The organism is Propioniciclava sp. LT432 (genome assembly GCF_059515965.1).
Map to the genome: position 1 here is coordinate 78,719 of NZ_JCAKNE010000017.1, position 23,232 is coordinate 101,950.

Genomic DNA, 23,232 nt, shown 5'->3' on the forward strand with positions numbered 1-23,232 from the left:
CATGCAGCCCTACGAGCTTGACGCCTGGCTCGGCGACACCGAGCTGACCAGGGACCAGCGCGAGGACTTCGAGCGGAGTATCGACATGATCGCCGCCCGCTACCCGGGCCGGGACCACGGACAGCATCCCGACGAGGAGATGATGGGGGAGGCCATGAGTGGCGCGATCAGGGTGCTGCTGGGCGATGACACGCTGGAGGGTCTCGCGCAGGAGTGGTCGCGGGCGCGCGTGGCTGAGCGGGAGGCCATGGGTCGGCTGACGGGGGCGGTCATCGCTACTGCGGATGCTGGGGTTGCGGAAACGGTGATCGCCGAGCGAACGGGCCTGAATCGCCGCTCGGTGCGGCTGGCTGTGGCCTTGGCCGTTATGTGGCGGGGTTCTGTCGCCGCTTCGTGAGTTCCCTGATGATCGGGCGAATCGTCCCGTGGGTCGATCCCCAACTGACACAGCCTCGTTCGCACGCTTAGCGACTCCGGGCTGCGTAAAACCACTTCAGTCCTCGCTGTATAGTTCAGCGCATGCTGACCATTGCTTCTCGCCTGGACGTGATGAACCGGTTGGGCCGCGCGCTGGCCGACCCGACCAGGTCCCGGATCATCCTGACGCTGCTCGACCGGCCGGCCTACCCGGCAGAGCTGGCCCGCGATCTGGACCTCACACGCTCCAACGTGTCCAATCATCTGGCGTGCCTGCGCGACTGCGGCATCGTTGCTGCCGAACCCGAGGGCCGCAAGACGCGCTACGAGATCGCCGATCCCCACCTGACGCAGGCGCTGACCGCCCTGGTTGACGTCACCCTCGCGGTTGACGAGAACGCCCCGTGCATCGATCCTGCCTGCTCGGTGCACGGATGCGACGCAGCAGAGGCGGGCGCGTGATCCTGGCTGCGGTCCTGCAGGCAATCGGCCTGTTCATCGCGACCAACATCGACGACATCATCGTGCTCTCCTTGTTCTTCGCCCGCGGCGCGGGCCAACGCGGGACGACCACCCGCATCTTGGTCGGCCAGTACGTGGGGTTCGCCTGCATCCTCGGTGCCGCTGTGCTGGTGACTATCGGAGCCGGAGCATTCCTGCCCTCAGCAGCTATCCCGTACTTCGGGCTCATCCCCCTGGCCCTCGGTCTCTGGGCTGCATGGCAAGCCTGGCGCGGAGACGATGACGACGATGACGCCAAGGTCACGGGCACGAAGGTCAGCGCGTGGACCGTCGCAGGAGTCACCTTCGCCAACGGCGGAGACAACATCGGCGTCTATGTCCCCGTCTTCCTCAGCGTGGAACCCATCGCAGTGGTCGCCTACTGCCTCGTCTTCCTCGCGCTCGTCGCGGTCCTGGTCGTAGTCGCCAAGTTCGTTGCCACCCGGCCGCCGATCGCTGAAGTCCTCGAGCGCTGGGAACACATCCTGTTCCCCATCGTCCTGATCGGCCTCGGCATCGTCATCCTCGTCAGCGGAGGAGCGTTCGGTCTCTGACGGAGCCAAAGCGAACGAGAGAGGTCGCCAGGCTCGACGCTCCGGTATAGGGATCCCTGTGCGGGTTCATGCTGCGCAGCAGGAGAGTTTGGTGATGTCGGTGGTGAAGGTTTGGGCGGTGAGTTTGAGGCCTTCGGCCATGGTCAGGTAGGGGCTCCAGAGGTTGGCGACCTGGTCGGTGGTCATGCCGGCCTCGAGGATGTAGACGCCGGCGGCGGCGAGGTCACCGGCGTCCTGGGCGAGGGCGGTGATGCCGATGATGCGGCCGGTGTCGGCGTCGGTGACGATCTTGATGAGCCCGCGGGTGTCACGGTTGACGATGGCGCGCGGGACGTGCGCCAGGGGCAGGACGCGGCTGTCGCAGCGGATCCCGGCAGTGCGGGCCTGCTGGTCGGTCATTCCGACGGAGGCCAGGGCGGGGCTGGTGAACACGACCCGGGGCAGGTGGCGGGAGTCGACCTCCCGGCCGGCTCCGGTGAGGGCGTTGTCGGCGACCAGGGCGCCGTGGGCCGCGGCGACGTACACGAACTGCGGGTGGGCGGTGACGTCACCCGCGGCCCAGATCCGCGGGTTCGTGGTGCGCAGGTGGCTGTCGATGATGACCTCGCCGCGCTTGCCGGCGCGCACGCCGATGGTGTCGAGGCCGAGCGTGCCGGTGACCGGGCGGCGGCCGGTGGCAACGAGGAGCTCGGCCGCGCGGAGCTCGTGTGAGCCGTCGGCGGTGGTGGCGGTGACCGTGACCTCGCCGGTGGCCGGGTCGCGGCGCACCGCGGTGGGCACCGCGCCGCGGATGATCTCGATGCCTTCGTCGGCGAGGATTTCTTCCAGGGCGGTGGCGGCCTCGGGTTCCTCGTGGGAGGCCAGCCGTGAGCGGACGAGCATGGTGACCTGGGCACCGAGGCGGGAGAAGAGCTGGGCCTGCTCCATGGCGACGTAGCCGCCGCCGATGACCAGCAGCGACTCCGGGACGTGGTCCAGCTCCATCGCGGTCGTCGAGGTCAGATAACCGGCCTCCTGCAGGCCGGGGACCGGCGGCGCCCAGGGCGTGGAGCCGGTAGCGATGAGGTGGTGCGCGGCCCGGACGGTTTCCGCCGTGCCGTCCGGGCCGGTCACGCGGAGTGCCGGCTCAGTCGGTGTGCCGACGAAGGTGGCCTCGCCGGGGTGGAGGGCCCACCCGTACTCGGCGGCCAGGGCCGCGTACTTCTCGCTGCGCAGCGATCCGACGAGCTTGTCCTTGCCGGCGACCATGGCGGGCATGTCGACCGGTGGGGCGTCGGGGAGTGGCAGACCGGGGAACCGGGCGGCGTCGAGTGTGACGTGGCGGGCCTCGGCGGCCGCGAGCAGGGCTTTGGAGGGCACACACCCGGTGTTCACGCAGGTACCGCCGATGGTGCCGCGCTCGATCATCACCACCCGCTTGCCCAGGGTGGTGGCGCGGATCGCGGCCGCGAACGCCGCCCCACCGGACCCGATCACTGCCAGGTCATACGACCTGCCCTTGTCCGTTGCCGTCATAAGTCCTCCCTTGTTGCCGCGCCTCAGGACCAGGATCGACCTTCCAGTGCACTGGAAGGTCAAGGCAGAATGAGTGGCATGCGGATCGGTGAGGTGGCTCAGGCGTCGGGCACGACAGCTAAGACCCTGCGGTACTACGAGGACGTCGGACTCCTCCCCGACCCCGACCGCAGCCCGGCGGGGTACCGGGACTACGGCCCCGAGGTGCTCGACCGGCTGCACTTCATCCGCCGGGGCCAAGCCGCCGGGCTGACCCTGGCCCACATCGGCCAGGTGCTGGCCATCCGAGACCGGGGCCAGGCCCCCTGCCAGCACGTCACCGACCTGCTCGACACCCGCCTCGCGGTCATCGACCGGCAGCTCGCCGAGCTCGCGCAGCTACGCACCACGATCGCCATCCTGCGCGAGCACGCCACCACCGGCGACCCGGCCACATGCTCCCCCGAGGACGTCTGCCGCTACCTGTGACCCGCGAAGGTCACCGGCCCGTGGCACCATCGCGACATGGCCGATGACACCCAGCAACGATGCTCGTGCTGCGGCCGCCAGCGGCCACGAAGGTCGCTCCACGCACTCGGGAGCGAACCGGCCTACATCTGCCGAAGGTGCGCGCTCTGGGTCGCCCTTCGCATCGCTCGCGACTGAACGACTCCGCCCGCAACGCGGGCACGCCGCCGGCCGCGGCGAACATCGTCGGATGGTGCGCGAAGGAACCAAAGGGCGCGAATGACGACCAATCATCACGCCGCCAGCGCGATCGCGGGCGCCCGTTGCCGCACTCCTCATCCGACGGTCTGAGCTCCACCGCCTGGCAGCGGTCCGAAGCCTGGAGAGGGCATCGGAGCCGGACGGGACCCCCTAACGCTCAGTGGTCCGCCCTCGCAGCGGTTGCGGTCGGTCCAGTTGTCCGTCCCGTAGAAGAACCCGTTGCGGAGGCGGTGCAGGTCATCGGCGGAAACCCACGCCCGAATGTTCGCAAGACCGCCCGAGAAGGGTTGTCCGGTGACGGTGCGTCATATGGGACGGCCTGTCGTCCCGTAAACGAACGATTCCGCTACAGCGATGACGAGGGTGCGTTGCCCTGTCCAGGATGCTTGACGCTTCGCGGCTCTCAACCCACGGCGTTTGTAGCGGAACTCAGTGCCGGATTCTATGGCTCGATACTTCCAGTGCTGGATGAGTATCGCTACGGTCAGTACCGTGGGGCATCTGCTGGGTTATGCGCGTGTGTCGACGACTGATCAGGACGCTGCGCTGCAGGTCGATGCGCTGACTGCCGCGGGGTGTTACCGGGTCTTCGTCGACACGATCTCTGGCTCCCTGGATCACCGTCCCGAGCTGACGAAGCTGATGGACCAGTTGCGCCCGGGGGACACGCTGGTGGTGTGGCGGCTGGACCGGTTGGGTCGCTCGATCCGGCATCTTATCGACCAGCTGCAGATCTTGTCCGAGCAGGGCGTGGGGTTCCGCTCCTTGCAGGAGACGATCGACACGACCTCCTCGGGCGGGCGGCTGGTGTTCCACGTCTTCGCCGCGCTGGCCGAGTTCGAACGTGACCTGATCCGTGAGCGCACCAACGCAGGACTGGCCGCCGCCCGGGCCCGTGGCCGCAAAGGCGGGCGACCGCCCGCACTGTCGCCGGACCAGGTCAAGGCGGCCCGTCGGATGTATGAGCAGAATGAGATGACGGTGGCGAAGATCGGTGCGGTCCTGGGCGTCAGCCGCGCCACCATCTACCGCGCGCTCAACCGCCAAAGTGTCCCAGTTTGGCTACGCACCCAGGCCAACAAGGCGCGGTATCCGGCCCGGGTCGTGGCGAAGCTGCCGGTGCCCAACATGGTGCCGGTAGCGTCCACGACCGCGGCGACGTGGACGTCCTTGTGGGTGTCCACGCCGGCGAATACTGGCGGGCGTGATTGATGCGTCCCGGTGGGGTCGGGTTTGACGTTCATGTCGTGCTCCGATCTGTTCACATGGGCCGGACACGGCATCGCGCGCCACCAGAGCGGCGGACAAGACAGTGATGAGCGCCTGTTGGCGCAGGCTTTCCTTAGGTCACTCCGGCGGCGAGGCGTGACGCCTCGCCGGGTGTTCTCAAGGGACCGACAGATCCGAGGAAAGACAGCAGATGTCGATCGGAGTGAGGGTCAGGAACCCCTGAGAACACCCGGCACCAGCATCCTTGCGCGTCCGTCGCTGTGTGGGTCAGGACCCTCGAGAACACCAGCACAAACAGTCTCACTGTTCGCTGTGAACGACACGACCCCGCCGGGCCCAACCACCGGCCAGTGACTCCGCACGACGGGCATCGTCTTCCTGGGCGGGAGAACCCTCGTCCCCGTCCTCAGACAGTGACGCGCAGACACTCCCGCTCATCGCCACCCAGCGACCGCAACCAACGCCACAGTCGGCGAACCCACGCTTGTGCGTGATCCGGTGCCACCCAAGACGAGTCACCCGCGTGGCAGGTCCACGCCTCGGCCACCAATTCCCTGAACCGGGCCAGCCTCGACCGGGAGAGTCGACCCCAGAGCCCACCGATCTCTTTCACGAGCCATCACGCTCAGCCGGATAGCGGCGAGACCCGGAGCCTCCTCCCACAGCCACCGTAGCGACCACCACCCGTCACCAGGAGGCACTCCAAGTCATACAAGCCCGAAATCCGGCAAGGTGAGCGGCCCGCCCGCGTGCGTCAGCCATGCTGGTGACGAGAGAGATAGTGATCCGAAGGAGATGCCATGAGTAGCGAAGACGATCGATCCTCAGAGCGGGCGTCGCATCAGGGGACAGGCCACACTTCACACGATCGTTCGGGGAAGGCCAGTGACCCCGGCCTGGGCACTTACGTGCGTTTCGGTCTGATGATCTTGACCTCTTCAGTGGTGATGTACATCGTCATGTACCTGAACACTTACTCGATCGACCACGTCTTCTGGAGTTGGACGCGGTTCTTCATGACGATGATGTCCGCGGCGACCATGACTGTCGTCATGTTGACCTTCATGCTGGGGATGTACCGCAACCGGATGGTGAACGCGGTGATCGTGGTGGGAGCTGTCGTGGTGTTCGGTGCGGGCCTTGCCCTGGTCCGCACCCAGGCCACCGTCGGCGACGTCGCGTGGATGCGGGCGATGATCCCGCACCACTCGATCGCGATCCTCACCAGCGAGCGCGCCCACCTCGAGGATCCGCGGGTCCGTGAGTTGGCGGACTCGATCATTGAGGCGCAGCGCAAGGAAATCGAGGAGATGAAGGCCTACATCAAGGAGTTGGAGTAGGGGAACGAGCTCCCGGTGCAGGCGGCCGAGGCGACGCGCGATGCTCGGCGACGTCCCGTGCACCAGCCCGCGTGGTGATCGTGGAGGGCGATTCCGTGCACGGGCCGCAACCCGAACGCGTGGTCAGCGAGGCCGATCTGCTGGTGGGGGCGCGAGTGGAGGGCTTGGAGGCCGCCAGTTGACCAGCTCTGTGAGGTGCGATCGGTGGCGGCATGGAGGGAGCTGAGGAACGCCGACAGATAGTTGGCGTGGGTCTTGCCACTGACCGGAGCGCGCGTCGGCGATTTGTGCGTTGGACCGGCCTCTCGGCGACGGGGCCGAGCACCTCCGCCGTGATCGAAGGCATCATGATATTGGTCGCTGTGGCGTTCATCCTGTGGACCTCGGTGGTGCTTTCCTCAACCCGCTCCAGTTGGAGAACGTGGGCGTCGGGCTGGCATTCGGTGGTCGCGTCCGCCGTCAACGGCGCCGTCGCCGTCGCCGTTGTCCTCATGCGAGCCGCATGCGCCGCTTGATCAGGCTGACTGCTGACGGAAATACCTGATGACCGACCTGTGGACCTCGGCCCGGAGTCGTGCCGGGTGTCATATGGAAGCGGACGTTCTGCCTACTGTCTCCTGGACGACGCGGACGGCTTGGCGTCAGCTCGCAGGCCACCCGGACGAGGGCGTGACGCCGGCGCAATGAGCGGCTGTCCGGTCAGCGTCCACAGCGGAGGAGCGGGTGTCACGGTCTTGCCCTCACCGCCCCGATTGGTGCGTTTCCCTGGGGAGGGTGAGTCGCAGGGTGGCGCCGGTGCCCTCCCCGTCGCTGGTGGCGGTGAGGCTGCCCCCGTGGGCTTCGGCGAGTGCTTTGGCGATGGTGAGCCCGATGCCGGATCCGCCCTTGTCGGCCTCCCTGGCGGCGTCGCCGCGGTAGAAGCGCTCGAAGATGTGCGCGAGTTGTTCGGCGGTCATGCCTTGGCCTGTGTCGGCGACGCTGATGGTCACGGCGTCCGGGGTCGAGGTTGACGTCACGTCGACTCGTCTCCCCTGGGGGGTGTGTCGGAGGGCGTTGGTGAGCAGGTTGCCGAGGATCTGGGCGACGCGCTGGGGGTCGGCTCGGACCGGCACGTCGTCGACTCGGACGGTGAGGGTGACGCCTTTGGTGTCGTAGGCGTGCCTGGCCTGACGGATCGCCGGCTCGACCAGATCGGTGAGCGGTTGCACGCTGGTCTGGAGTTCGATGCGTCCTTCTTCGGCTCGGGACACCTCGTCGAGGTCGCGGGCGAGCCGAGTGAGGCGTTGGGCTTGTTGCTCGACGACAGCTTGGGTGTTGTCGTCCCAGGTGAGGACACCGTCGGCGATCCCTTCGAGGTGGGCGTTGAGGGTGGCGATGGGGGTACGCATTTCGTGGGCCAGGTCGGACAGGAGGCGCCGGCGGGTGTTCTCGACGTCGCCGAGGCGGTCGGCCATGGTGTTGAACGTGTCGCCCAGGGTGCTCAACTCGGGGCCGCCGCCCGTGACGGTGACCCGGGCGTCGTAGTCGCCACGGCTGAGCCGGCCGGCCGCCTGGGTCAGGAGCTCGACGGGATGGCCGATGCGGCGGGTCAGGTACCACGAGATCCCGAGGGAGGCGGCGAGCGCGACCAGCAGCCCGACGGTGAGGGAGATCATGCTGGCGTCGGCGAAGGCGCGTTCGATGTGGACGATCTCGGGAGAGTCGGGCGGGTGGCCCGTGTCCAGGAGGTGGGCGTGGAACAGCGGTGGCCCGATGATCGCGGCGGTCAGGCCGGCGCTGGCCACGATGGCGAACAGGACGATGGCTTGGGCGACGAACAGCCTGGTGCCGAGCCGCCACGCTGCGATCGCCTCAAGCAGGCGGGTCACCCTCGTCCCATCCGGTAGCCGACGCCGCGGATGGTGGTGATGTAGCGCGGTTCGGTCGGGTCGTCGTCGAGTTTCTTGCGGAGGTTGGCGACGTGGACGTCCACGACGTGTTCGTCGCCGACCCACGCGGTGTCCCACACGGCGTCGATCAGTTGGCGGCGGCTGAGCGCCAAGCGGGGTTGGGCGGACAGGACGTCGAGGATGTCGAACTCGGTGCGGGTGAGGGCGACGGGGTGGTCGCCGATCCACACTTCGTGGCCGGCGGCGTCGATGCGCAGGTCGCCGAACACACGCTGATCCTCCACCGCGGGGGCGGCGGCGGGTGGGCGGCGGGGGCGCCGCAGCACGGTCTGGACGCGGGCGACGAGTTCGCGGTTGCTGAACGGCTTGGTGAGGTAGTCGTCGGCCCCCACGGACAATCCGATGAGCCGGTCGACCTCGTCGCCGCGAGCAGTCAGGATCAGGATGTAGCAGTCGGAAAAGGTGCGGATCTGGCGGCACACCTCGATGCCGTCGAGGCCGGGCAGCCCGAGGTCGAGCACGATGACGTCGGGGTCCTCGGCCCTGGCCTGGTCGAGGGCCTCGGGGCCGGTGTGGGCCTGGCTGACCTGGTGGCCCGCGCGGGTGAGGTAGGACGCGATGACGGCGGCGAGTGCGCGTTCGTCATCGACGACCAACACCTTGGTCGGCTGTGCACCTTCGCTGTTCATGTCAGCCAGTATGGCCGCGACCCGCTGAGCACTGGTGAGCTGGGTCGGGCTCCCGGGCGGGTCTTGATGCGATCTTGAGACGATCCCGGTCGGACGATGTGGCAGCGCCGGGCGCTGAGTCAAGCCCGTGTTCGACCCGAGGCCGGCGTGCTGCCTTCGGTCTCTAGCCGGGGCCTCGTCGTGGGGCCGCACGGGGTCTTCCACAACAAGGAGTCAATTCGCGTGACGTCGTACCGTGCTGTCCGTGCCGTAGCCATGACACCCAGCCGATCCGCAGGTGAGCGCCCGCGAGGTCCTTTGCCGGGAGCTGGCCCTCGGCGTGCGGCGCCTGCTGCGCAGCGCCGTCCGACGGTGGTTGCGCTGTCCAGCCTGGGGTTGGCGGCGGCCGTGGTCGCTAGCGTGGGGGTGGTCGGTCTGGGTGCGGCCACCTCGGTGGCCGCGGTGCCGCGTCCGGACGCCGTGGGCGCCCCGCTGCCCGTGGCGGAACTGCGCGGCGTGCAGACCAGCCGCGGCGAGACTCGCGTGACCAGGCAGGGGGATGCAATGCTGCCGGAAGGCCCAGCGGTGGGCGACGCCCGCGCTGCACGCAAGGCGGTGGCGGAGCGGCAGGCTGAACTGGAAGCCACGGCGGAGGCGATCGACCGGGAGACGCAGCGGCTCTCCGATGTCGCTGCGCAGCAACGGCAGCTGGCTGCGCGGGAGGCTGAGCGGGAGGCTGAGCGGGCGAAGGCGGCCGAGGCTGCTTCGAAGGCCTTCGTGTGGCCCACCGCGGGTGGGGTGTCCAGCGGGTTCGGGTACCGCGTCCACCCGATCCTGAAGACGCGCAAGCTGCACAACGGCGCCGACATCGGCGGGGCCTGCGGGCAGCCGATCGTGGCGGTCCGCGCCGGCGTCGTCACACGGGCGGAGCGATCAGGGTCGAATGGTGGGGCTGGCCACAATGTCCGGATCGACCACGGCCCGGTCGGCGGCGCCGAACTGGAGACGGCCTACCTGCACATGGGCGACGTGGCGGTGAAGGTCGGCCAGCGGGTCGAGACCGGGCAACGGTTGGGCACGGTGGGCTCGACGGGTCTGTCGACGGCCTGCCACCTCCATCTCAGCCTCTACAAGGACGGCGCGGGCAGCGACCCGCTCGCCTACCTCACGAAGTAGTCGCGATCTTGACCGAACCTGAACCCGCGCCACACGGCGACTCCACAGCAGGCGGCCACAGTGGCAGGACGTCAGGAGAGGGGATTGCTATGGGCTGGGAGATGTGGGTCCTCATGCTCGTCGGCATGGCCGGCTTCTGGGCAGTGGTCCTGTTGGGCATCCGCGCGCTGTTCCTGGCGGGCGGAAACACGCCTGAGCCGCGATTCCGCGATGCACCCGAGAACGACGCCACCGCCGGGCGCTCGCAGCCTCGGGCTTCGGCCGAGCCGCCGGCCCGGACCGACTCCTCCTCAACGTCTCGAATAGCACCCATCGAAAGGCACCCATGACTGGCATGTCCCGACGCACGCTCCTGCTCGGCGGACTCGGCCTCGGCGCCGCCGCCCTGACGGGCTGCACCTCCGCGCCGGCCGCCGGCCCCGTCCCCTCCGCGTCTGGCCCGATGCCGACGCTCCCGCCGGCCACCCCGAGACCCGGGCAACGGATCGTCGAGCAGGTCTTGACCGCCAAGCCTGTGACCCTCGACCTCGGCGGACCCACCGTCCCTACCTGGGCCTACGGCGACACCGCGCCCGGTCCGCTCGTGAGGGCTACCGCGGGTGACTTCCTCCGGATACGTCTTGACAACCAGTTGCCCGCGGACACGACCATCCACTGGCACGGGATCCGGCTGCACAACAAGGCGGACGGGGTGCCCGGCATGACCCAGGACCCGGTCCCGGCCGGCGGGTCGTTCACCTACGAGTTCACCGCGCCGGATCCCGGCACGTACTTCTTCCACCCGCACGTCGGCGTCCAACTCGACCGTGGCCTGTACGCCCCCCTGATCGTCGACGACCCGAACGAGCCGGGAGCCTACGACGCCGAGTGGGTGGTCGTCCTCGACGACTGGGTCGACGGCACCGGCCGCACCCCCGACGACGTCCTCGCGAAGCTGATCGCCGACGGCGGCCCCGCCCCCAGCGGCGGCATGGGCGGCATGGGTGGGATGGGGGGCATGGACCACGGCGGTCACGGTGGCGGCAACGCTCCGCAACCGTGGGGCGACGCCGGCGACGTCACCTACCCCAACTTCCTGATCAACGGACGCGTCCCCACCGCACCCGACACGTTCGAGGCCAAGCCGGGCCAGCGCATCAGGATCCGGCTGATCAACGCGGCGTCCGACACGATCTTCACCGTGGCCCTCGGCGGGCACCGACTGACGGTCACCCACAGCGACGGCTTCCCCGTGGAACCGCAGGAGGTCGACGCCCTCTACCTCGGCATGGGCGAGCGCTACGACGCCCTCGTCACCCTCGACGACGGCGTGTTCCCCCTGGTGGCTCGTCCGTTCGGCAAGACCGAGGGCGGCCAGGGCTTGGCCCTGGTCAGGACCGGTTCGGGTCAGGCCCCCGGCCCCGACGTGTCGCCCGCCGAACTGGCCGGGCGCATCCTGCTGGCCACCGACCTGCGTCCCCACGAGTCGGTGAGGCTGCCTTCACGATCGCCGGACGCCACCGCGCACATGTCGTTGGAGGGGTCGATGAGCCCGTACCGGTGGGGCATCAACGGGGCCCCGTTCGGGCAGAACCAGCCGCTCACCGTGCGTGAGGGGCAACGGCTGCGGCTCAACGTGATGAACATGACGATGATGACCCACCCCCTGCATCTGCACGGGCACACGTTCGCGCTGCCGACAGGGCTACGGAAGGACACGGTGCTGTTGGCGCCGATGCAGTCGATGGCGCTCGAGCTGGACGCCGACAACGTCGGTGACTGGATGGTCCACTGCCACAACATCTATCACGCCGAGGCCGGGATGATGATCGGCCTGCTCTACCGCGGCTGAGCGGGAACGTTGACGCGACCTTGACGGTTCCCACAACCAGACCCGACCTTCGTCGACCAGCCTCGTTGGTGTAACGATCCGACCAACGTCAAGGAGTCCCTGCCATGAATCACGACCACACCGACCACCGCACCGCCCCGCCGGCCGGCAACGACCCGTACGACCGGTTCGCCGCCGACCCGTTCGCGCCGACCACCCCGGCACCGCCCGTTGGGCAGCAGGCCCCTACGGCCCAGCCCGTGCGGCACCGGTGGTGGATGCACCTGCTGATGTGCGCCCCGATGCTGGCTGTCGTCGGATTCCTCGTCGCCACCGGGGCGGCGGGCGGCGGCGTCATCGGCTACGCCCTGCTGTGCATGGCGATGATGGGCGCGATGATGCTGTTCATGAACCAGGGCTCCGCTGGCGGCCACAAGCATTGACCCCGACACCCCCACGAACCCCATCGCCGAGCCACCCCGATCCCCCGAGTGGCTCGGCGATGGCCCGTCCGCCCTGACAGGAGAATGTGATGAACCTGAACTCCACCGCCGAGTCGGTCGTGCTGCACGTGGGTGGCCTGCACTGGGCCACCACCGCCCACGGCGTCGAACAGACCCTCCTGACCCGGCCAGGCGTGCTGGCGGTCGACGCGAACGCGATCTCGCAGACGGCGACCGTCACGTTCGACCCGACGCGGACCGACGTCGCCGAACTTCAGGGCTGGGTGCGCGAGTGTGGCTACCACTGTGCCGGCGAGTCACAGCCCACCCACGTGTGCGTTCCCCGCATCGAACCGGCAGGTCATCCCGGCGGGCACGCAGCCCCGGACGCCCACGCGCGGCACGGCGGCCCCGGAACCACGGTGCCGCACGGTCATGGGGGGCACGACCAGGCGGCGAGCCACGCCGCGGGGGTGGGGATCTCGCCGCATGACGCGATGGGTCATGGCGGTCATGGGGGGATGTCGATGGACGCCATGGTCGCCGACATGCGCAACCGGTTCCTGGTCGCGGCGGTGCTGTCGGTGCCGATCACGTTGTTCTCCCCGATGGGACGCGACATGCTCGGCTTCGGGCTGCCGGCGCCGTTCGGTTTGCGGGACGAGGTGTTCGCCCTGGTGTTGTCGCTGCCGGTGGTGTTCTACGCGGGCTGGATCTTCTTCGACGGGGCTTTCCGCGCCCTGCGGAACCGGACGCTGGACATGATGGTGCTGGTCGCGATCGCGATCGGCGCCGGGTGGCTGTACAGCCTGTACGTCACGCTCACCGGTGGTGGCGAGGTGTTCTTCGAGGCGGCCGCGGTGCTGACCACGTTCGTCTTGTTGGGGCACTGGTTCGAGATGCGGGCCCGCGGCGGCGCGAACGACGCCATCCGGGCGTTGCTGGACCTGGCGCCGCCGATGGCGACGGTGATTCGTGACGGGGTCGAGGCCGACGTGCCCACCAGCGAGGTGCTGGTCGGCGACCTGGTGCTGGTCCGTCCCGGCGCGAAGGTGCCCGTCGACGGCGTCGTCCGGGAGGGCCGTTCCGAGGTGGACGAGTCGATGGTGACCGGGGAGTCCTTGCCGGTCGACAAGACGGTCGGTTCAGCGGTGGTGGGGGCGTCGATCAACACCACGGGGACGCTGCGGGTGGAGGCCACCAAGGTGGGCGCGGACAGCGCCCTGGCGCAGATCGTCGCGCTGGTGCAGCAGGCGCAGAACTCGAAGGCCCCCGGCCAGCGGCTCGCGGACCGGGCGGCGTTCTGGCTGGTGCTGGTGGCCATCATCGGAGGAGGGCTCACGTTCGGGGCCTGGCTGCTGGCCGGCGCGTCGGTCCAGACGGCGATGCTGTTCGCGATCACGGTGGTGGTCATCACCTGCCCCGACGCCCTCGGACTGGCGACGCCGACCGCGATCATGGTCGGCACCGGTCTGGGCGCCAAGCGAGGAGTGTTGTTCAAGAACGCCACCGCCCTGGAGACCTCCGCGAAGGTCAACACGGTGGTGATGGACAAGACCGGCACGCTCACCCGCGGCGAACCCGAGGTGACCCAGGTCATCGCCGTCGGGGGCGACCCCCACCTCGACCTGGTCGCGGCGGTGGAGCGCGAATCCGAACACCCGCTCGCGGCCGCCGTGGTCACCCATGCCGACGCCCTCGGCGTCGCGACCCGTAAGGCTGCCGAGTTTCGCAACGTGCCCGGCCACGGGGCCACCGCCGTCGTCGACGGACTGGACGTTGCGGTCGGAAACCGGCGGCTCATGGAGTCCCTCGGTGTCGACCTGTCGGCGGCGGGGCCGATCCGCGAGCGGGTCGCCGCCCAGGGCCAGACCGCCGTGTTCGGAGCGGTGGACGGCCGCATCGTGGCGGTCATCGGGTTGGCGGACGCCCCCCGCGAGACCTCCGCCCGGGCGGTCGCGGCGTTGCACGACCAGGGCGTGCAGGTCGTGATGCTGACCGGGGACAATCAGGCGACCGCACAGCGGATCGCCGCCCAGCTGGGGATCGACACGGTGATCGCGGACGTGCTGCCCGGCGACAAGGCCGCCCATGTGGCCGATCTACAACGCCAGGGGCGGGTGGTGGCGATGGTCGGTGATGGTGTCAACGACGCCCCTGCTCTGGCCCAGGCTGACGTGGGGGTCGCGATCGGGGCGGGCACCGATGTGGCGATCGAGACGGCCGACCTGGTCCTCATGCGGTCGGACCCCCTCGACGTGCCGACCGCCCTGACCATCGGCCGTGGCACGCTGCGGAAGATGCGGCAGAACCTGGGCTGGGCGGTCGGTTACAACGTGGTCGCCCTGCCGATCGCGGCCGGCGTGTTTGCCGGCGTCGGGCTGACCCTACGGCCAGAGATCGCTGCGCTGTCGATGTCCGGTTCCAGCCTGATCGTCGCTGTCAACGCCCTGCTGCTGAAGCGGTTGCGGCTCCCCGACGAGCACCACCGCCGACCAGGCACCCCGGCCGCGCAGGCTGCGTCGGGATCTTGACGCGACCTTGATCCGATCCTGCCGATCCGGACACGAGACCCACCTAACCTGACACCAGAAGCGGTACCCCTGGGGGGTATCAGGACAGGGTGAGGTGGTTGTGATGAGTTGGCTCGTCATCGGCGGCGCGGTGGTCGTCACCGGGTTGTTGTGGTGGTTCTTCTTCGGTCCGAAGCGGGCCGGACAGGTGAGCCTGGAGGACGGCGTCCAGGTGGTGCGGGTCACCGTGGACGGTGGCTACAGCCCGGACGTGATCGAGGGCGTCCGCCCGGGCGTACCGGTCAGGCTCCTGTTCGACCGGCAGGAGAGCGGTGAGTGCACCTCGCGGGTGGTCATGCCCGACTTCAAGGTCAACGCAGCGCTGCCGGCGTTCCGGACCACGGCGGTCGAGTTCCTTCCCACCGAAACGGGGGAGTACCGCTTTGCGTGCGGGATGAACATGGTGTCCGGGGTGGTCCGGGTCAGCGGGAGCCCCCCGGCCGATACCCAAGGCGGCGGCACCGTGGTGGAGCAGGCCTCCCGGCCGGTGGACGGAACGACCGCGGCCGGCGGCACCGCCCCCGACGCGGAGGCGGAGGAGGCTGAGCGTGCCGCCGAGATCCGCGACTTGACCCGCCGCCTGCTGGTGGGTGCGGTGCTGTCGGCGCCGGTGCTGGTCGCGGTGATGGCGGTGGAGTTGTTCCAGGCGATGTGGGTTCCCGAGTTCCTGATGAACCCGTGGCTACAGCTGGCGTTGATCGCTCCGGTGATGTTCTATACCGGCTGGCCGATCCACCGGACCGGCTGGAAGGCGCTGTCGCACCGGACCGCCGACATGAACTCGCTGATCACCTTGGGCACGTTTGCCGCCTTCGGCTACAGCCTGGTGGTCACGTTCCTGCCCTGGCTGCTGCCCGACGCGTTGCGGCACGTGTACTACGAGGCCGTCGGGGTGATCATCACCCTCATCCTGCTCGGGCGGCTGCTCGAGACGAAAGCGAAGGCCGGCACCGGTGAGGCAATCCGCGCTCTGATCGGGCTGCAGCCCCGCACCGCCCGGGTTGAGCGCGACGGTGCCGAACTCGAGGTCGGCGTTGATGAGGTGCGGGTCGGAGACATCGTGCTGATCCGGCCCGGGGAGAAGCTCCCGGTCGACGGCGAGGTGACCAGCGGCTCCTCCTCGATCGATGAGTCGATGGTGACCGGCGAATCCATGCCGGTGACCAAGTCCGTCGGGGACACCGTGATCGGCGCCACCATCAACACCACCGGCGCCCTGCGCTACCGGGCCACCAAGGTCGGCGCCGACACGATGCTGGCCCAGATCATCAAGCTGGTCCGCGAAGCCCAGGGCTCCAAGGCGCCCATCCAGCGGCTCGCCGACCAGGTGTCCAGCTACTTCGTGCCCGCGGTGATCGTGATCGCGGTGTGGACCTTCGTCGCGTGGGTGCTCGTCGGCCCGCCGCCGGTGTTCATCTTCGCGCTCGTCGCCGCCGTGTCGGTGCTGATCATCGCCTGCCCCTGCGCCCTAGGGCTCGCCACTCCCATGTCGATCACCGTCGGCACCGGCAAAGGGGCCGCGCACGGCATCCTGATCCGCTCCGCCGAAGCCTTGGAGACCGCGCACAAGCTGCAGACGATCATCCTCGACAAGACCGGCACCCTGACCCGCGGCGTCCCGGCCCTCACCGACGTCATCCCCGTGACCGACGGGGGTGAGGACCGCCTCCTGGCCGCTGTCGCCGGGGTCGAGCGGGCCTCCGAGCACCCGCTGGCGGCCGCGATCGTGGCCGGGGCGACCGAGCGCGGGCTCGCTGTGCCCGAGGTCGACGGGTTCGAGTCCGTCACGGGCCAAGGGGTGATGGCGCGGGTCGACGGGCGGCGCGTGCTGGTCGGCAATCGCCGGCTGCTGGACGCGTTCGGGGTGGACGCGGCCGTCCTGCTCGCCGCCCACGACCGGCTGGCCGGCGAAGGCAAGACCGCGATGCTGGTCGCAGTCGACGGACGCCCAGCCGGCGTGGTGGCCGTGGCCGACACCCTCAAGGAAGGCGCCCCGGCGGCGGTCGCCGCCCTCCAGGCCCGCCGCATCGAGGTCGTGATGATGACCGGTGACAACCGGCACACCGCCGCCGCGATCGCCCGCCAGGTCGGCATCACCCGCGTCGTCGCCGAGGTGATGCCCGACCACAAGGCCGCCGAGGTCCGGCGCCTGCAGGCCGACGGCAAGGTGGTCGGCATGGTCGGCGACGGCATCAATGACGCCCCCGCCCTCGCCCAGGCCGACGTCGGGTCGGCGATCGGGACCGGCACCGACGTCGCGATCGAGTCCTCCGACATCACCCTCGTATCGGGGGCCCTGGCCGGCATCGTGACCGCCGTCGACCTGTCCCGGGCCACCATGCGCAACATCAAGCAGAACCTGGTGTTCGCGTTCCTGTACAACATCCTGGGCATCCCGATCGCCGCCGGCGTGCTCTATCCGGCGTTCGGGATCACCCTCAGCCCGATCATCGCCGCCGCCGCGATGGCACTGTCGTCGCTGTCGGTGGTCGCCAACGCCAACCGGCTCCGCCGGTTCACCCCCCGCCCACTGGCCGCCACCACCCAGGTGGCCGGCGTCGACCCGCTCGTCGAGGTCGGCGGCAGCGTCGAAGCCTCACACCACACCCAACGAAAGGAAACCACCATGTTCGGCCTGTTCGGCAAGAAGAAGGACACCACCGCCAAGGTCGTCGACCCGGTCTGCGGCATGAAGATTGATCCGACCGACGCGGCCGCCACCCGCGACCACGACGGCACCACGATCTACTTCTGCTCCAAAGGCTGCGCCGAAACCTTCGACGCGGACCCGCACCGTTACGCGCATGGACCCTCCGGCGCCGGCCACCACTGACCCGGGCGCTTCCGCCCCTGCAGCCCACGGGAGTGCGTCGGCCTCACGGACCCGACGCGCCCTGCTGGGCCGGCTGCGGCGCATCGAGGGGCAGGTCCGCGGGATCGCCCGGATGGTCGACGGCGACGCCGACTGCATCGCGATCCTCACCCAGGTGGCTGCTGTCACCCACGCCCTCGACGCCGCAGCCTTGGTGCTGGTCGACGAACACCTCCGCGACTGCCTGCAACGGGGGGCAGCCACCACCGTGGCCGACGAGCAGGCCGAACAGGTGCAGCAGGCCCTCCGGGCCATCGGGCGGCTGCTGCGCACCTGAAGCAGTCCTGCGTGTGAAGAGGGGCGGGCGGGTCGCGAACGCGCGACCCACCCGCCCTTTCCGCGTCACGCCGCGTCGGGCCGCCCGCGGGGGGCAGGGCGACGATCAGGCCGTGCCGACCGGTCGGCCGCCCGGCCGGTCGTACCACTCCTGCAGCCAGTCCTGCATCTGCGCGATCTCGGCCAGTTGGGCTTCGCGGATGTCGGTGCACAGGGTCAGCAGTTCGTCGTGCTCGGCGTTCGCCAGGCACTTCTCGGCCTCCCGGATCGCCCCCCAGTGGTGGCGGATCATCGACCGCAGGAACGCCACCTCGAACTCCTCGCCGTCCAGGTCGTGGAACCGGTGCATCGACTGCATCCCAGTCATGTCCGGCTCGTGGGAGATGCCGTACCAGTCCTCCAGCCACTGCTGCATGGTCGCGATCTCGGCCGACTGGGTGGCCACGATCGACTCACACGTCGCTGCGAGCTCGTCGTGGACCGCCTTCTCGACGCACATCTCGGCCATCATCACCGCCATGTGGTGGTGGTCGATCATCCCGGTCAGGAAGTCGACCTCGAACCGGGCCGCCTGATCGGACGCCGCCGGTGCGCTCGCCTGTGCCGGTGGTGCGGCCGCCACCGCCACCCCGGTCAGTGCGCCGGTCGCCAGCAGGGCCGCAGTCAAGCCGGACGCCACCCGTCGGGTCAGGTTCGTGTGTTCCATCATGCCTCCCTTGGTTGTTCCCCTCAGGTGTGAGGATGGGCATCGACGCTACCCACCGGGGTTTCGCGGCGTCGAGCCCCGGATCGGGGTTCTTGGCCGAATCTTGAGGTTTTCGTCAGGCACCCCCGCCCAGTTTCATCGGCTTCTTGACGTGATCTTGGCTGCCGCTCAGGGGGCCCTTGACCCCGGCCCGCGACAGTGGGAGCCGGCGTGCCGCGCGGGTGCGTCGCTTGATGGAGGAGTCTCGCCGTGTGGCCGGTGTTGTTCTCAGTGTTCGGAATCCAGATCCAGTCGTACGGGGTGAGCAAGGCCCTCGCGGCGCTGGTCGCCGCGTGGCTGCTCGGCCGGGCCTTCCGCCGGCTCGGCTTCCCGGTGGAGCAGGCGCACTCGCTGGTTCTGTGGGCGGCGGTATGGGGGTTCGTGGCCGCCAAGGTGTACTTCCTGATCGACAACCGCGCCCAGTTCAGCTGGCACCTGCTCGGTAGCTCGGGGTTCGTCTGGTACGGCGGGCTGATCGGCGGCATCCTCACCGTCGTCGTCCTGACCCGCCGCTACCGGCTGCCTCTGGCCAGCGTGGCCGGCGCGACCGCGCTCCCGCTGTCGGTGGCGTACGGGATCGGCAGGATCGGCTGTTTCCTGGCGGGCGATGGCACCTACGGCACGCCGACCGACCTGCCCTGGGGGATGGCCTTCCCGGACGGCGTCGTGCCGGTGACCGTCCCGGTTCACCCGGCCCAGTTGTACGAGGCTGCCGGCGCGTTCGCGATCGCCGCCGTGCTCTGGCTGCTCGCCCGCCGCTGGCTGCCGCTGTCAGTGTTCGGCGGCTACCTCGCCCTCAGCGGGGCCGCGCGACTGCTGGTCGAGATCGTCCGGGTCAACGACCGCGTCCTGCTCGGCCTCACCGAAGCGCAACTGTTCGGCGTGCTCAGCATCATCGCCGGCGTCATGCTGATCGCTGTCGACCGCCGGCAGCGGACCCCCGAGCCCGCCGCCGCACACCCGATCGAGGCGGCACGCGTGTGATCCACTCGGTGAGACGGCCACGCCCGCGATGACGACCCTGCGGACCGCACGGGACGCGTCATGGGCCCGGCAGCGGTGGCCGCGTCACTGGGCACCGCTGGTCGCGGCGGGGGCGGCGGGTGCGGCGGGGTTGATGACGGGCACGGGTGTCGCACCGCTGGGCTGGTGGCTCGCCCCACCGCTTGGCGTCATGGTGCTCACCGTCGCCGTGCACCGGAGCACGTCGCTCCGGGCTGCGGCTGCCGTGGGGCTGGCCTACGGCCTTGGCCTGTCCGGACCAACCCTGGGCTGGATGGCCGCCATCCACCCGGCCGCCCTGGTAGGGCTGCTGTTGCTCTCCTCCAGCTGGTCTGCGGTCACGGCCGTGCTGGTCCGCGCCGCCGGCCGGAGCCGCGGCTGGCCCGTACTGGCAGCCCTGGCCTGGTTGGGCGTGGAGTTCCTCGCCGCCCGCGTCCCGTTCGGCGGCTTCGGCTGGCTGCGGCTCGGCTACACCCAGATCGACTCGCCCCTGGCCGGGCTGTACCCCTTCATCGGGGTGGCAGGCGTCAGCTTCTCCGTGGTCCTCACGGGACAGCTGGGCGCCTGGATCCTGCTGGGGCCCTCCAGGCGGCGCCTGGCCTGGTCCGCGGCGTGGCTGGTCGTCGTCACCGGCGCCGCCACCGCCGGTACCGTGACCCCGACCCCGCCCCCTGACGGCGTCGTCACCGCGGGCTGGGTCCAGGGTGGCGCACCCGGCGGCGGCGTCTACGGCCTCGGCCCGCCTCGCACCATCACCACCAACCAAGCACGGGCCACCCGCGAACTGGCCGCCGCGATCGACGCCGGCCGCCTGCCGGCCCCCGACTTCGTCGTGTGGCCCGAGAACGCCACCGACCTCGACCCCGACACCGACCAGCGCACCGGCCAGCTCGTCGAGCAGTCCGTCGCGGCCGTGGGGCGTCCCGTGCTGGTCGGCGCCATCCTCGACGGTCCCGGACCCCGCCAGCGGCGAACCGCCGCCCAATGGCGCGAACCCGACGGCCGGATCGGGCCCACCTATCAGAAACGCTCGATCGTCCCGTTCGGCGAATGGATCCCGTTCCGAGACGTGCTGCTGCCGCTGATCCCTGCCCTGCGCTACGTCGGCGCCCAGTCCGTGGCCGGCACTGATCCGGGTCTTCTCGACGTACAGCTCCCCGACGGACGCTCGATCAGCCTCGGCGTGCTGGCCTGCTTCGACGTCGCCTTCGACCCCGTCGTGCACGACCTCGCCACCGCGCAGGCCGTCATCGTGCAAAGCAACAACGCCATGTACCAGGGCACCGCCCAGATCGAGCAACAGTTCGCCATCACCCGGGCCCGGGCAGCGGAACTGCGCCGCGACACCCTCGTCGTCACCACCAGCGGCATCACCGGACTCATCGATCCCACCGGTCGGGTCACCATGAAGGTCACCGAACCGGGTCCCGCCGTTGGAGTGGTGCAACTCGGCCTGCGCACCGGGACCACCACCGCCAGCTGGCTCGCCACCCCCCTGGAGGTCACCGCGACCGTGGCCGCCGCGCTCTGGATCACGGCGCTCACGCTGACGCCTTCGCCGCGCAGGCGCTTTCATCCCTTGGTCGGATCTTGACCAGAGCCGGGCCGACACCACACCGACGTCACGCACCCTCGACGGTATGGACACCAGCCTGACCGACCCCCCGGCATCTACTCTGGCCGCCGACAGCGTCACCGCGGCCACCCCGTGGCGGGCCCGCGCCGCCGGGGCGTGGGCGGCCACCCGAGCCACGTTCGGGGCCCTGCTCGGGCTCGCACCGCATGTCCTGCACCACGTCGGGTTCCTCGCCGGCGCCGCCCTCCTGACCGGCGTCGTGGGCAACACGGTGCTCTACGCAGCCGGGATGCTGCTCAGCATCCCGATGCTCAACCGCCTCCGGAAACGGTTCGGCACCTGGAAGGCGCCAGCGCTGGGGGCGATCGCCTTCACCAGCCTGTTCACACTGTCCGCGTTCGTGATCGGGCCCGCCCTCAACCCGACACCCGTCGCACCCCAGCCCGCGGCGACCACTGGCCCCACCGGCCAGCCGCTGGAGGAACACGACGGGCACCACCCAGACACGAACCAGACCAGATCTTGACCCGGCCTTGACCTCCGGCTCATGCGCTGGCTGCCACGCTGGACGATCGTGACCACACCTCGCCTCGTCCCTCCGGTGGCCACCCCATGAGCGGGGGTCACCATCACCACCACGGGCATGATGGGGTGGACGCCGACGTGCGCGTCTCCCGGACGGCCCGCTCGCGACACTCGTGCTGTTGGCCGTCGTGGCGGCGATCACCATGGCGGGCTTGGTCTGGTTGTGGCCGACCGAACGCGTCCTGCCGGAGGGTTCGGTGCTGACGGCCGAGGGGATCGTGCCGGTCCGCGGGCAGATCACGAGCATCGAGCCGTGCCCGGCCGTGCCCGGCGCCCCCGCGACGGGGCCGGACGCCGGTGTCCAGCACGCCTGCCTCGTCGCCGAGGTCGAACTGGACCGCCGGGCGGGCGAACTCGTGGACGTGGAGCTGGTGGGAGAGACCGCGTGGAGCGGCCTGCAGCCCGGCGACGGCGTCCACGTGGCCGAGGTCGGCGCCACCGAGGGGGTGCCCGGGGGATGGTCGTTGATCACGGTCGACCGGATCCCGGTCCTGGCGATCTTCACCGTCTTGTTCGTGGTGGCGGTGCTGGTCGTCGCCGGCCGCAAGGGCTTCTTCGGGCTGCTGGGGCTGGTGGTGTCCGGGGTGGTGCTGTTCGGGTTCATGATCCCGGCCCTCACGTCGGGACAGCCGGCTGTGTGGGTGGCGATCGTGGGGTCGACCGCCATCATGTTCGTGGTGCTCTATCTGGCCCATGGGGTGTCGTGGCGGACCACGTCAGCGTTCGTCGGCACCTGGTTGAGCCTGTTGGTGACCACCGGCCTCGGCGCGCTGGGCGTCTCGATGGCCCGGCTGAGCGGCATCTCCAGTGAGGAGACCCTCGCGCTGACCAACCTGCTCAGTGACCTCGACTTCCCCGACATCCTCACCTGTGGTCTGGTGATCGCGGGCCTGGGCGTGCTGAACGACGTGACGATCACGCAGGCGTCGTCGGTGTGGGAGGTCCGGGCCGCCGGGCCGCACCTGAGCCGGGGCCAGTTGTTCGCCTCGGGCATGCGGATCGGCCGCGACCACATCGCTTCGACGATCTACACCATCGTGTTCGCGTACGCCGGCGCCGCGTTGTCGCTGTTGCTCCTGCTGTCGTTGTACGAGCAGCCGCTGAACCTGCTGCTGTCGACCGAGCAGTTCTCCGAGGAGATCATCCGCACCCTCGGCAGCGGCATCGGGCTCGTGCTGAGCGTTCCCCTCACCACCGGCGTGGCCGCCCTCACCGTTGCCGGCGCGGCCGCAGCCGGCGGTGGGTCGGGTCGGGACGTCGCCGACTCCGGCACCAAAGCCCGACGCCCCCGGAGAGCGATCTAGGTCAAGGTATGGCCAAGCTTCGTTGCGCAGCCTTGAAAGACGGCGGGT

At 69.7% G+C, this 23,232-nt stretch carries 20 protein-coding genes and 2 pseudogenes; 17 read left to right on the top strand and 5 right to left on the bottom strand.

The window, feature by feature from the left end; genetic code table 11:
• Position 1 precedes the first annotated feature (1 nt).
• From AC5YDV_RS10995 to AC5YDV_RS11005, 3 genes are all read left to right on the top strand, one after another.
• Entirely contained in the window at positions 2-397 is a 396-nt protein-coding gene (locus tag AC5YDV_RS10995) for a hypothetical protein (protein ID WP_496184662.1), read from the top strand.
• Positions 398-519: 122 nt separating this feature from the next.
• A complete protein-coding gene (cmtR, locus tag AC5YDV_RS11000) occupies positions 520-879 on the top strand; it encodes a Cd(II)/Pb(II)-sensing metalloregulatory transcriptional regulator CmtR (protein WP_028708027.1) in 360 nt (119 codons plus the stop codon).
• Positions 876-1,472, top strand: coding sequence for a cadmium resistance transporter (locus AC5YDV_RS11005; protein ID WP_030153505.1), 597 nt, complete (start codon positions 876-878; stop codon positions 1,470-1,472). Before cmtR ends, AC5YDV_RS11005 begins: the two co-directional genes overlap by 4 nt.
• 66 nt (positions 1,473-1,538) lie before the next feature.
• Here the strand turns inward: AC5YDV_RS11005 and merA are convergent, their stop codons facing one another.
• Positions 1,539-2,987, bottom strand: coding sequence for a mercury(II) reductase (gene merA, locus AC5YDV_RS11010; RefSeq protein WP_496184661.1), 1,449 nt, complete (start codon positions 2,985-2,987; stop codon positions 1,539-1,541).
• A gap of 78 nt (positions 2,988-3,065) precedes the next feature.
• On the opposite strand from merA, the gene AC5YDV_RS11015 reads away from it, so the two are divergent.
• Positions 3,066-3,455 (top strand): heavy metal-responsive transcriptional regulator, encoded by a 390-nt coding sequence (locus AC5YDV_RS11015; RefSeq protein WP_496184660.1) that lies wholly within the window; start codon positions 3,066-3,068, stop codon positions 3,453-3,455.
• 708 nt (positions 3,456-4,163) lie between these two features.
• A pseudogene (locus AC5YDV_RS11020) lies at positions 4,164-4,676 on the top strand (recombinase family protein); the annotation flags it as partial.
• An 80-nt stretch (positions 4,677-4,756) separates the two neighbouring features.
• Here the strand turns inward: AC5YDV_RS11020 and AC5YDV_RS11025 are convergent.
• A pseudogene (locus tag AC5YDV_RS11025) lies at positions 4,757-4,939 on the bottom strand (IS110 family transposase); the annotation flags it as partial.
• Positions 4,940-5,884: 945 nt separating this feature from the next.
• Here AC5YDV_RS11025 and AC5YDV_RS11030 point away from each other — a divergent pair.
• On the top strand, positions 5,885-6,265 hold the full coding sequence (locus AC5YDV_RS11030) for a DUF305 domain-containing protein (RefSeq protein ID WP_206080018.1): 381 nt from the start codon (positions 5,885-5,887) through the stop codon (positions 6,263-6,265).
• A gap of 332 nt (positions 6,266-6,597) precedes the next feature.
• Positions 6,598-6,780 carry a hypothetical protein gene (locus tag AC5YDV_RS11035; protein WP_164987540.1) on the top strand — a complete coding sequence of 61 codons (183 nt, stop codon included), beginning with the start codon at positions 6,598-6,600 and terminating at the stop codon, positions 6,778-6,780.
• Between the two features lie 225 nt (positions 6,781-7,005).
• Here AC5YDV_RS11035 and AC5YDV_RS11040 read toward each other — a convergent pair whose 3' ends face one another.
• Positions 7,006-8,133, bottom strand: coding sequence for a sensor histidine kinase (locus AC5YDV_RS11040; protein ID WP_324523417.1), 1,128 nt, complete (start codon positions 8,131-8,133; stop codon positions 7,006-7,008).
• Positions 8,130-8,843 (bottom strand): response regulator transcription factor, encoded by a 714-nt coding sequence (locus AC5YDV_RS11045; protein WP_312722743.1) that lies wholly within the window; start codon positions 8,841-8,843, stop codon positions 8,130-8,132. The genes AC5YDV_RS11040 and AC5YDV_RS11045 overlap by 4 nt, the downstream gene beginning before the upstream one ends.
• A 387-nt stretch (positions 8,844-9,230) precedes the next feature.
• On the opposite strand from AC5YDV_RS11045, the gene AC5YDV_RS11050 reads away from it, so the two are divergent.
• The 6 genes from AC5YDV_RS11050 (at position 9,231) to AC5YDV_RS11075 (ending at position 17,973) form a co-directional block, all read left to right on the top strand.
• Positions 9,231-9,998, top strand: coding sequence for a M23 family metallopeptidase (locus tag AC5YDV_RS11050; RefSeq protein WP_496184659.1), 768 nt, complete (start codon positions 9,231-9,233; stop codon positions 9,996-9,998).
• 325 nt (positions 9,999-10,323) lie between these two features.
• A complete protein-coding gene (locus AC5YDV_RS11055; RefSeq protein ID WP_496184658.1) occupies positions 10,324-11,829 on the top strand; it encodes a multicopper oxidase family protein in 1,506 nt (501 codons plus the stop codon).
• A gap of 104 nt (positions 11,830-11,933) precedes the next feature.
• Positions 11,934-12,251, top strand: coding sequence for a hypothetical protein (locus AC5YDV_RS11060; RefSeq protein WP_496184657.1), 318 nt, complete (start codon positions 11,934-11,936; stop codon positions 12,249-12,251).
• Positions 12,252-12,340: 89 nt separating this feature from the next.
• Positions 12,341-14,785, top strand: a complete 2,445-nt coding sequence (locus AC5YDV_RS11065; RefSeq protein WP_496184656.1) for a heavy metal translocating P-type ATPase — start codon at positions 12,341-12,343, stop codon at positions 14,783-14,785.
• Positions 14,786-14,888: 103 nt separating this feature from the next.
• The gene (locus tag AC5YDV_RS11070; protein WP_496184655.1) at positions 14,889-17,657 is read left to right on the top strand and encodes a heavy metal translocating P-type ATPase; all 2,769 of its coding nucleotides are present in this window, start codon (positions 14,889-14,891) and stop codon (positions 17,655-17,657) included.
• Positions 17,629-17,973 (top strand): metal-sensitive transcriptional regulator, encoded by a 345-nt coding sequence (locus AC5YDV_RS11075; RefSeq protein WP_496184654.1) that lies wholly within the window; start codon positions 17,629-17,631, stop codon positions 17,971-17,973. The genes AC5YDV_RS11070 and AC5YDV_RS11075 overlap by 29 nt, the downstream gene beginning before the upstream one ends.
• Positions 17,974-18,078: 105 nt before the next feature.
• Here AC5YDV_RS11075 and AC5YDV_RS11080 read toward each other — a convergent pair whose 3' ends face one another.
• Positions 18,079-18,678: a DUF305 domain-containing protein gene (locus AC5YDV_RS11080; protein ID WP_496184653.1), complete on the bottom strand. Its 600-nt coding sequence runs from the start codon at positions 18,676-18,678 to the stop codon at positions 18,079-18,081.
• A gap of 249 nt (positions 18,679-18,927) precedes the next feature.
• Here AC5YDV_RS11080 and AC5YDV_RS11085 point away from each other — a divergent pair, with 249 nt between their 5' ends.
• From AC5YDV_RS11085 to AC5YDV_RS11100, 4 genes are all read left to right on the top strand, one after another.
• Positions 18,928-19,701, top strand: coding sequence for a prolipoprotein diacylglyceryl transferase (locus AC5YDV_RS11085; protein WP_496184652.1), 774 nt, complete (start codon positions 18,928-18,930; stop codon positions 19,699-19,701).
• A 28-nt stretch (positions 19,702-19,729) separates the two neighbouring features.
• Positions 19,730-21,313, top strand: a complete 1,584-nt coding sequence (gene lnt / locus AC5YDV_RS11090) for an apolipoprotein N-acyltransferase (RefSeq protein ID WP_496184651.1) — start codon at positions 19,730-19,732, stop codon at positions 21,311-21,313.
• Positions 21,314-21,359: 46 nt separating this feature from the next.
• Positions 21,360-21,821 carry a hypothetical protein gene (locus AC5YDV_RS11095; RefSeq protein WP_051208216.1) on the top strand — a complete coding sequence of 154 codons (462 nt, stop codon included), beginning with the start codon at positions 21,360-21,362 and terminating at the stop codon, positions 21,819-21,821.
• A gap of 187 nt (positions 21,822-22,008) precedes the next feature.
• Positions 22,009-23,184, top strand: coding sequence for a YibE/F family protein (locus AC5YDV_RS11100; RefSeq protein ID WP_496184675.1), 1,176 nt, complete (start codon positions 22,009-22,011; stop codon positions 23,182-23,184).
• The last annotated feature ends 48 nt before the right edge of the window (positions 23,185-23,232 follow it).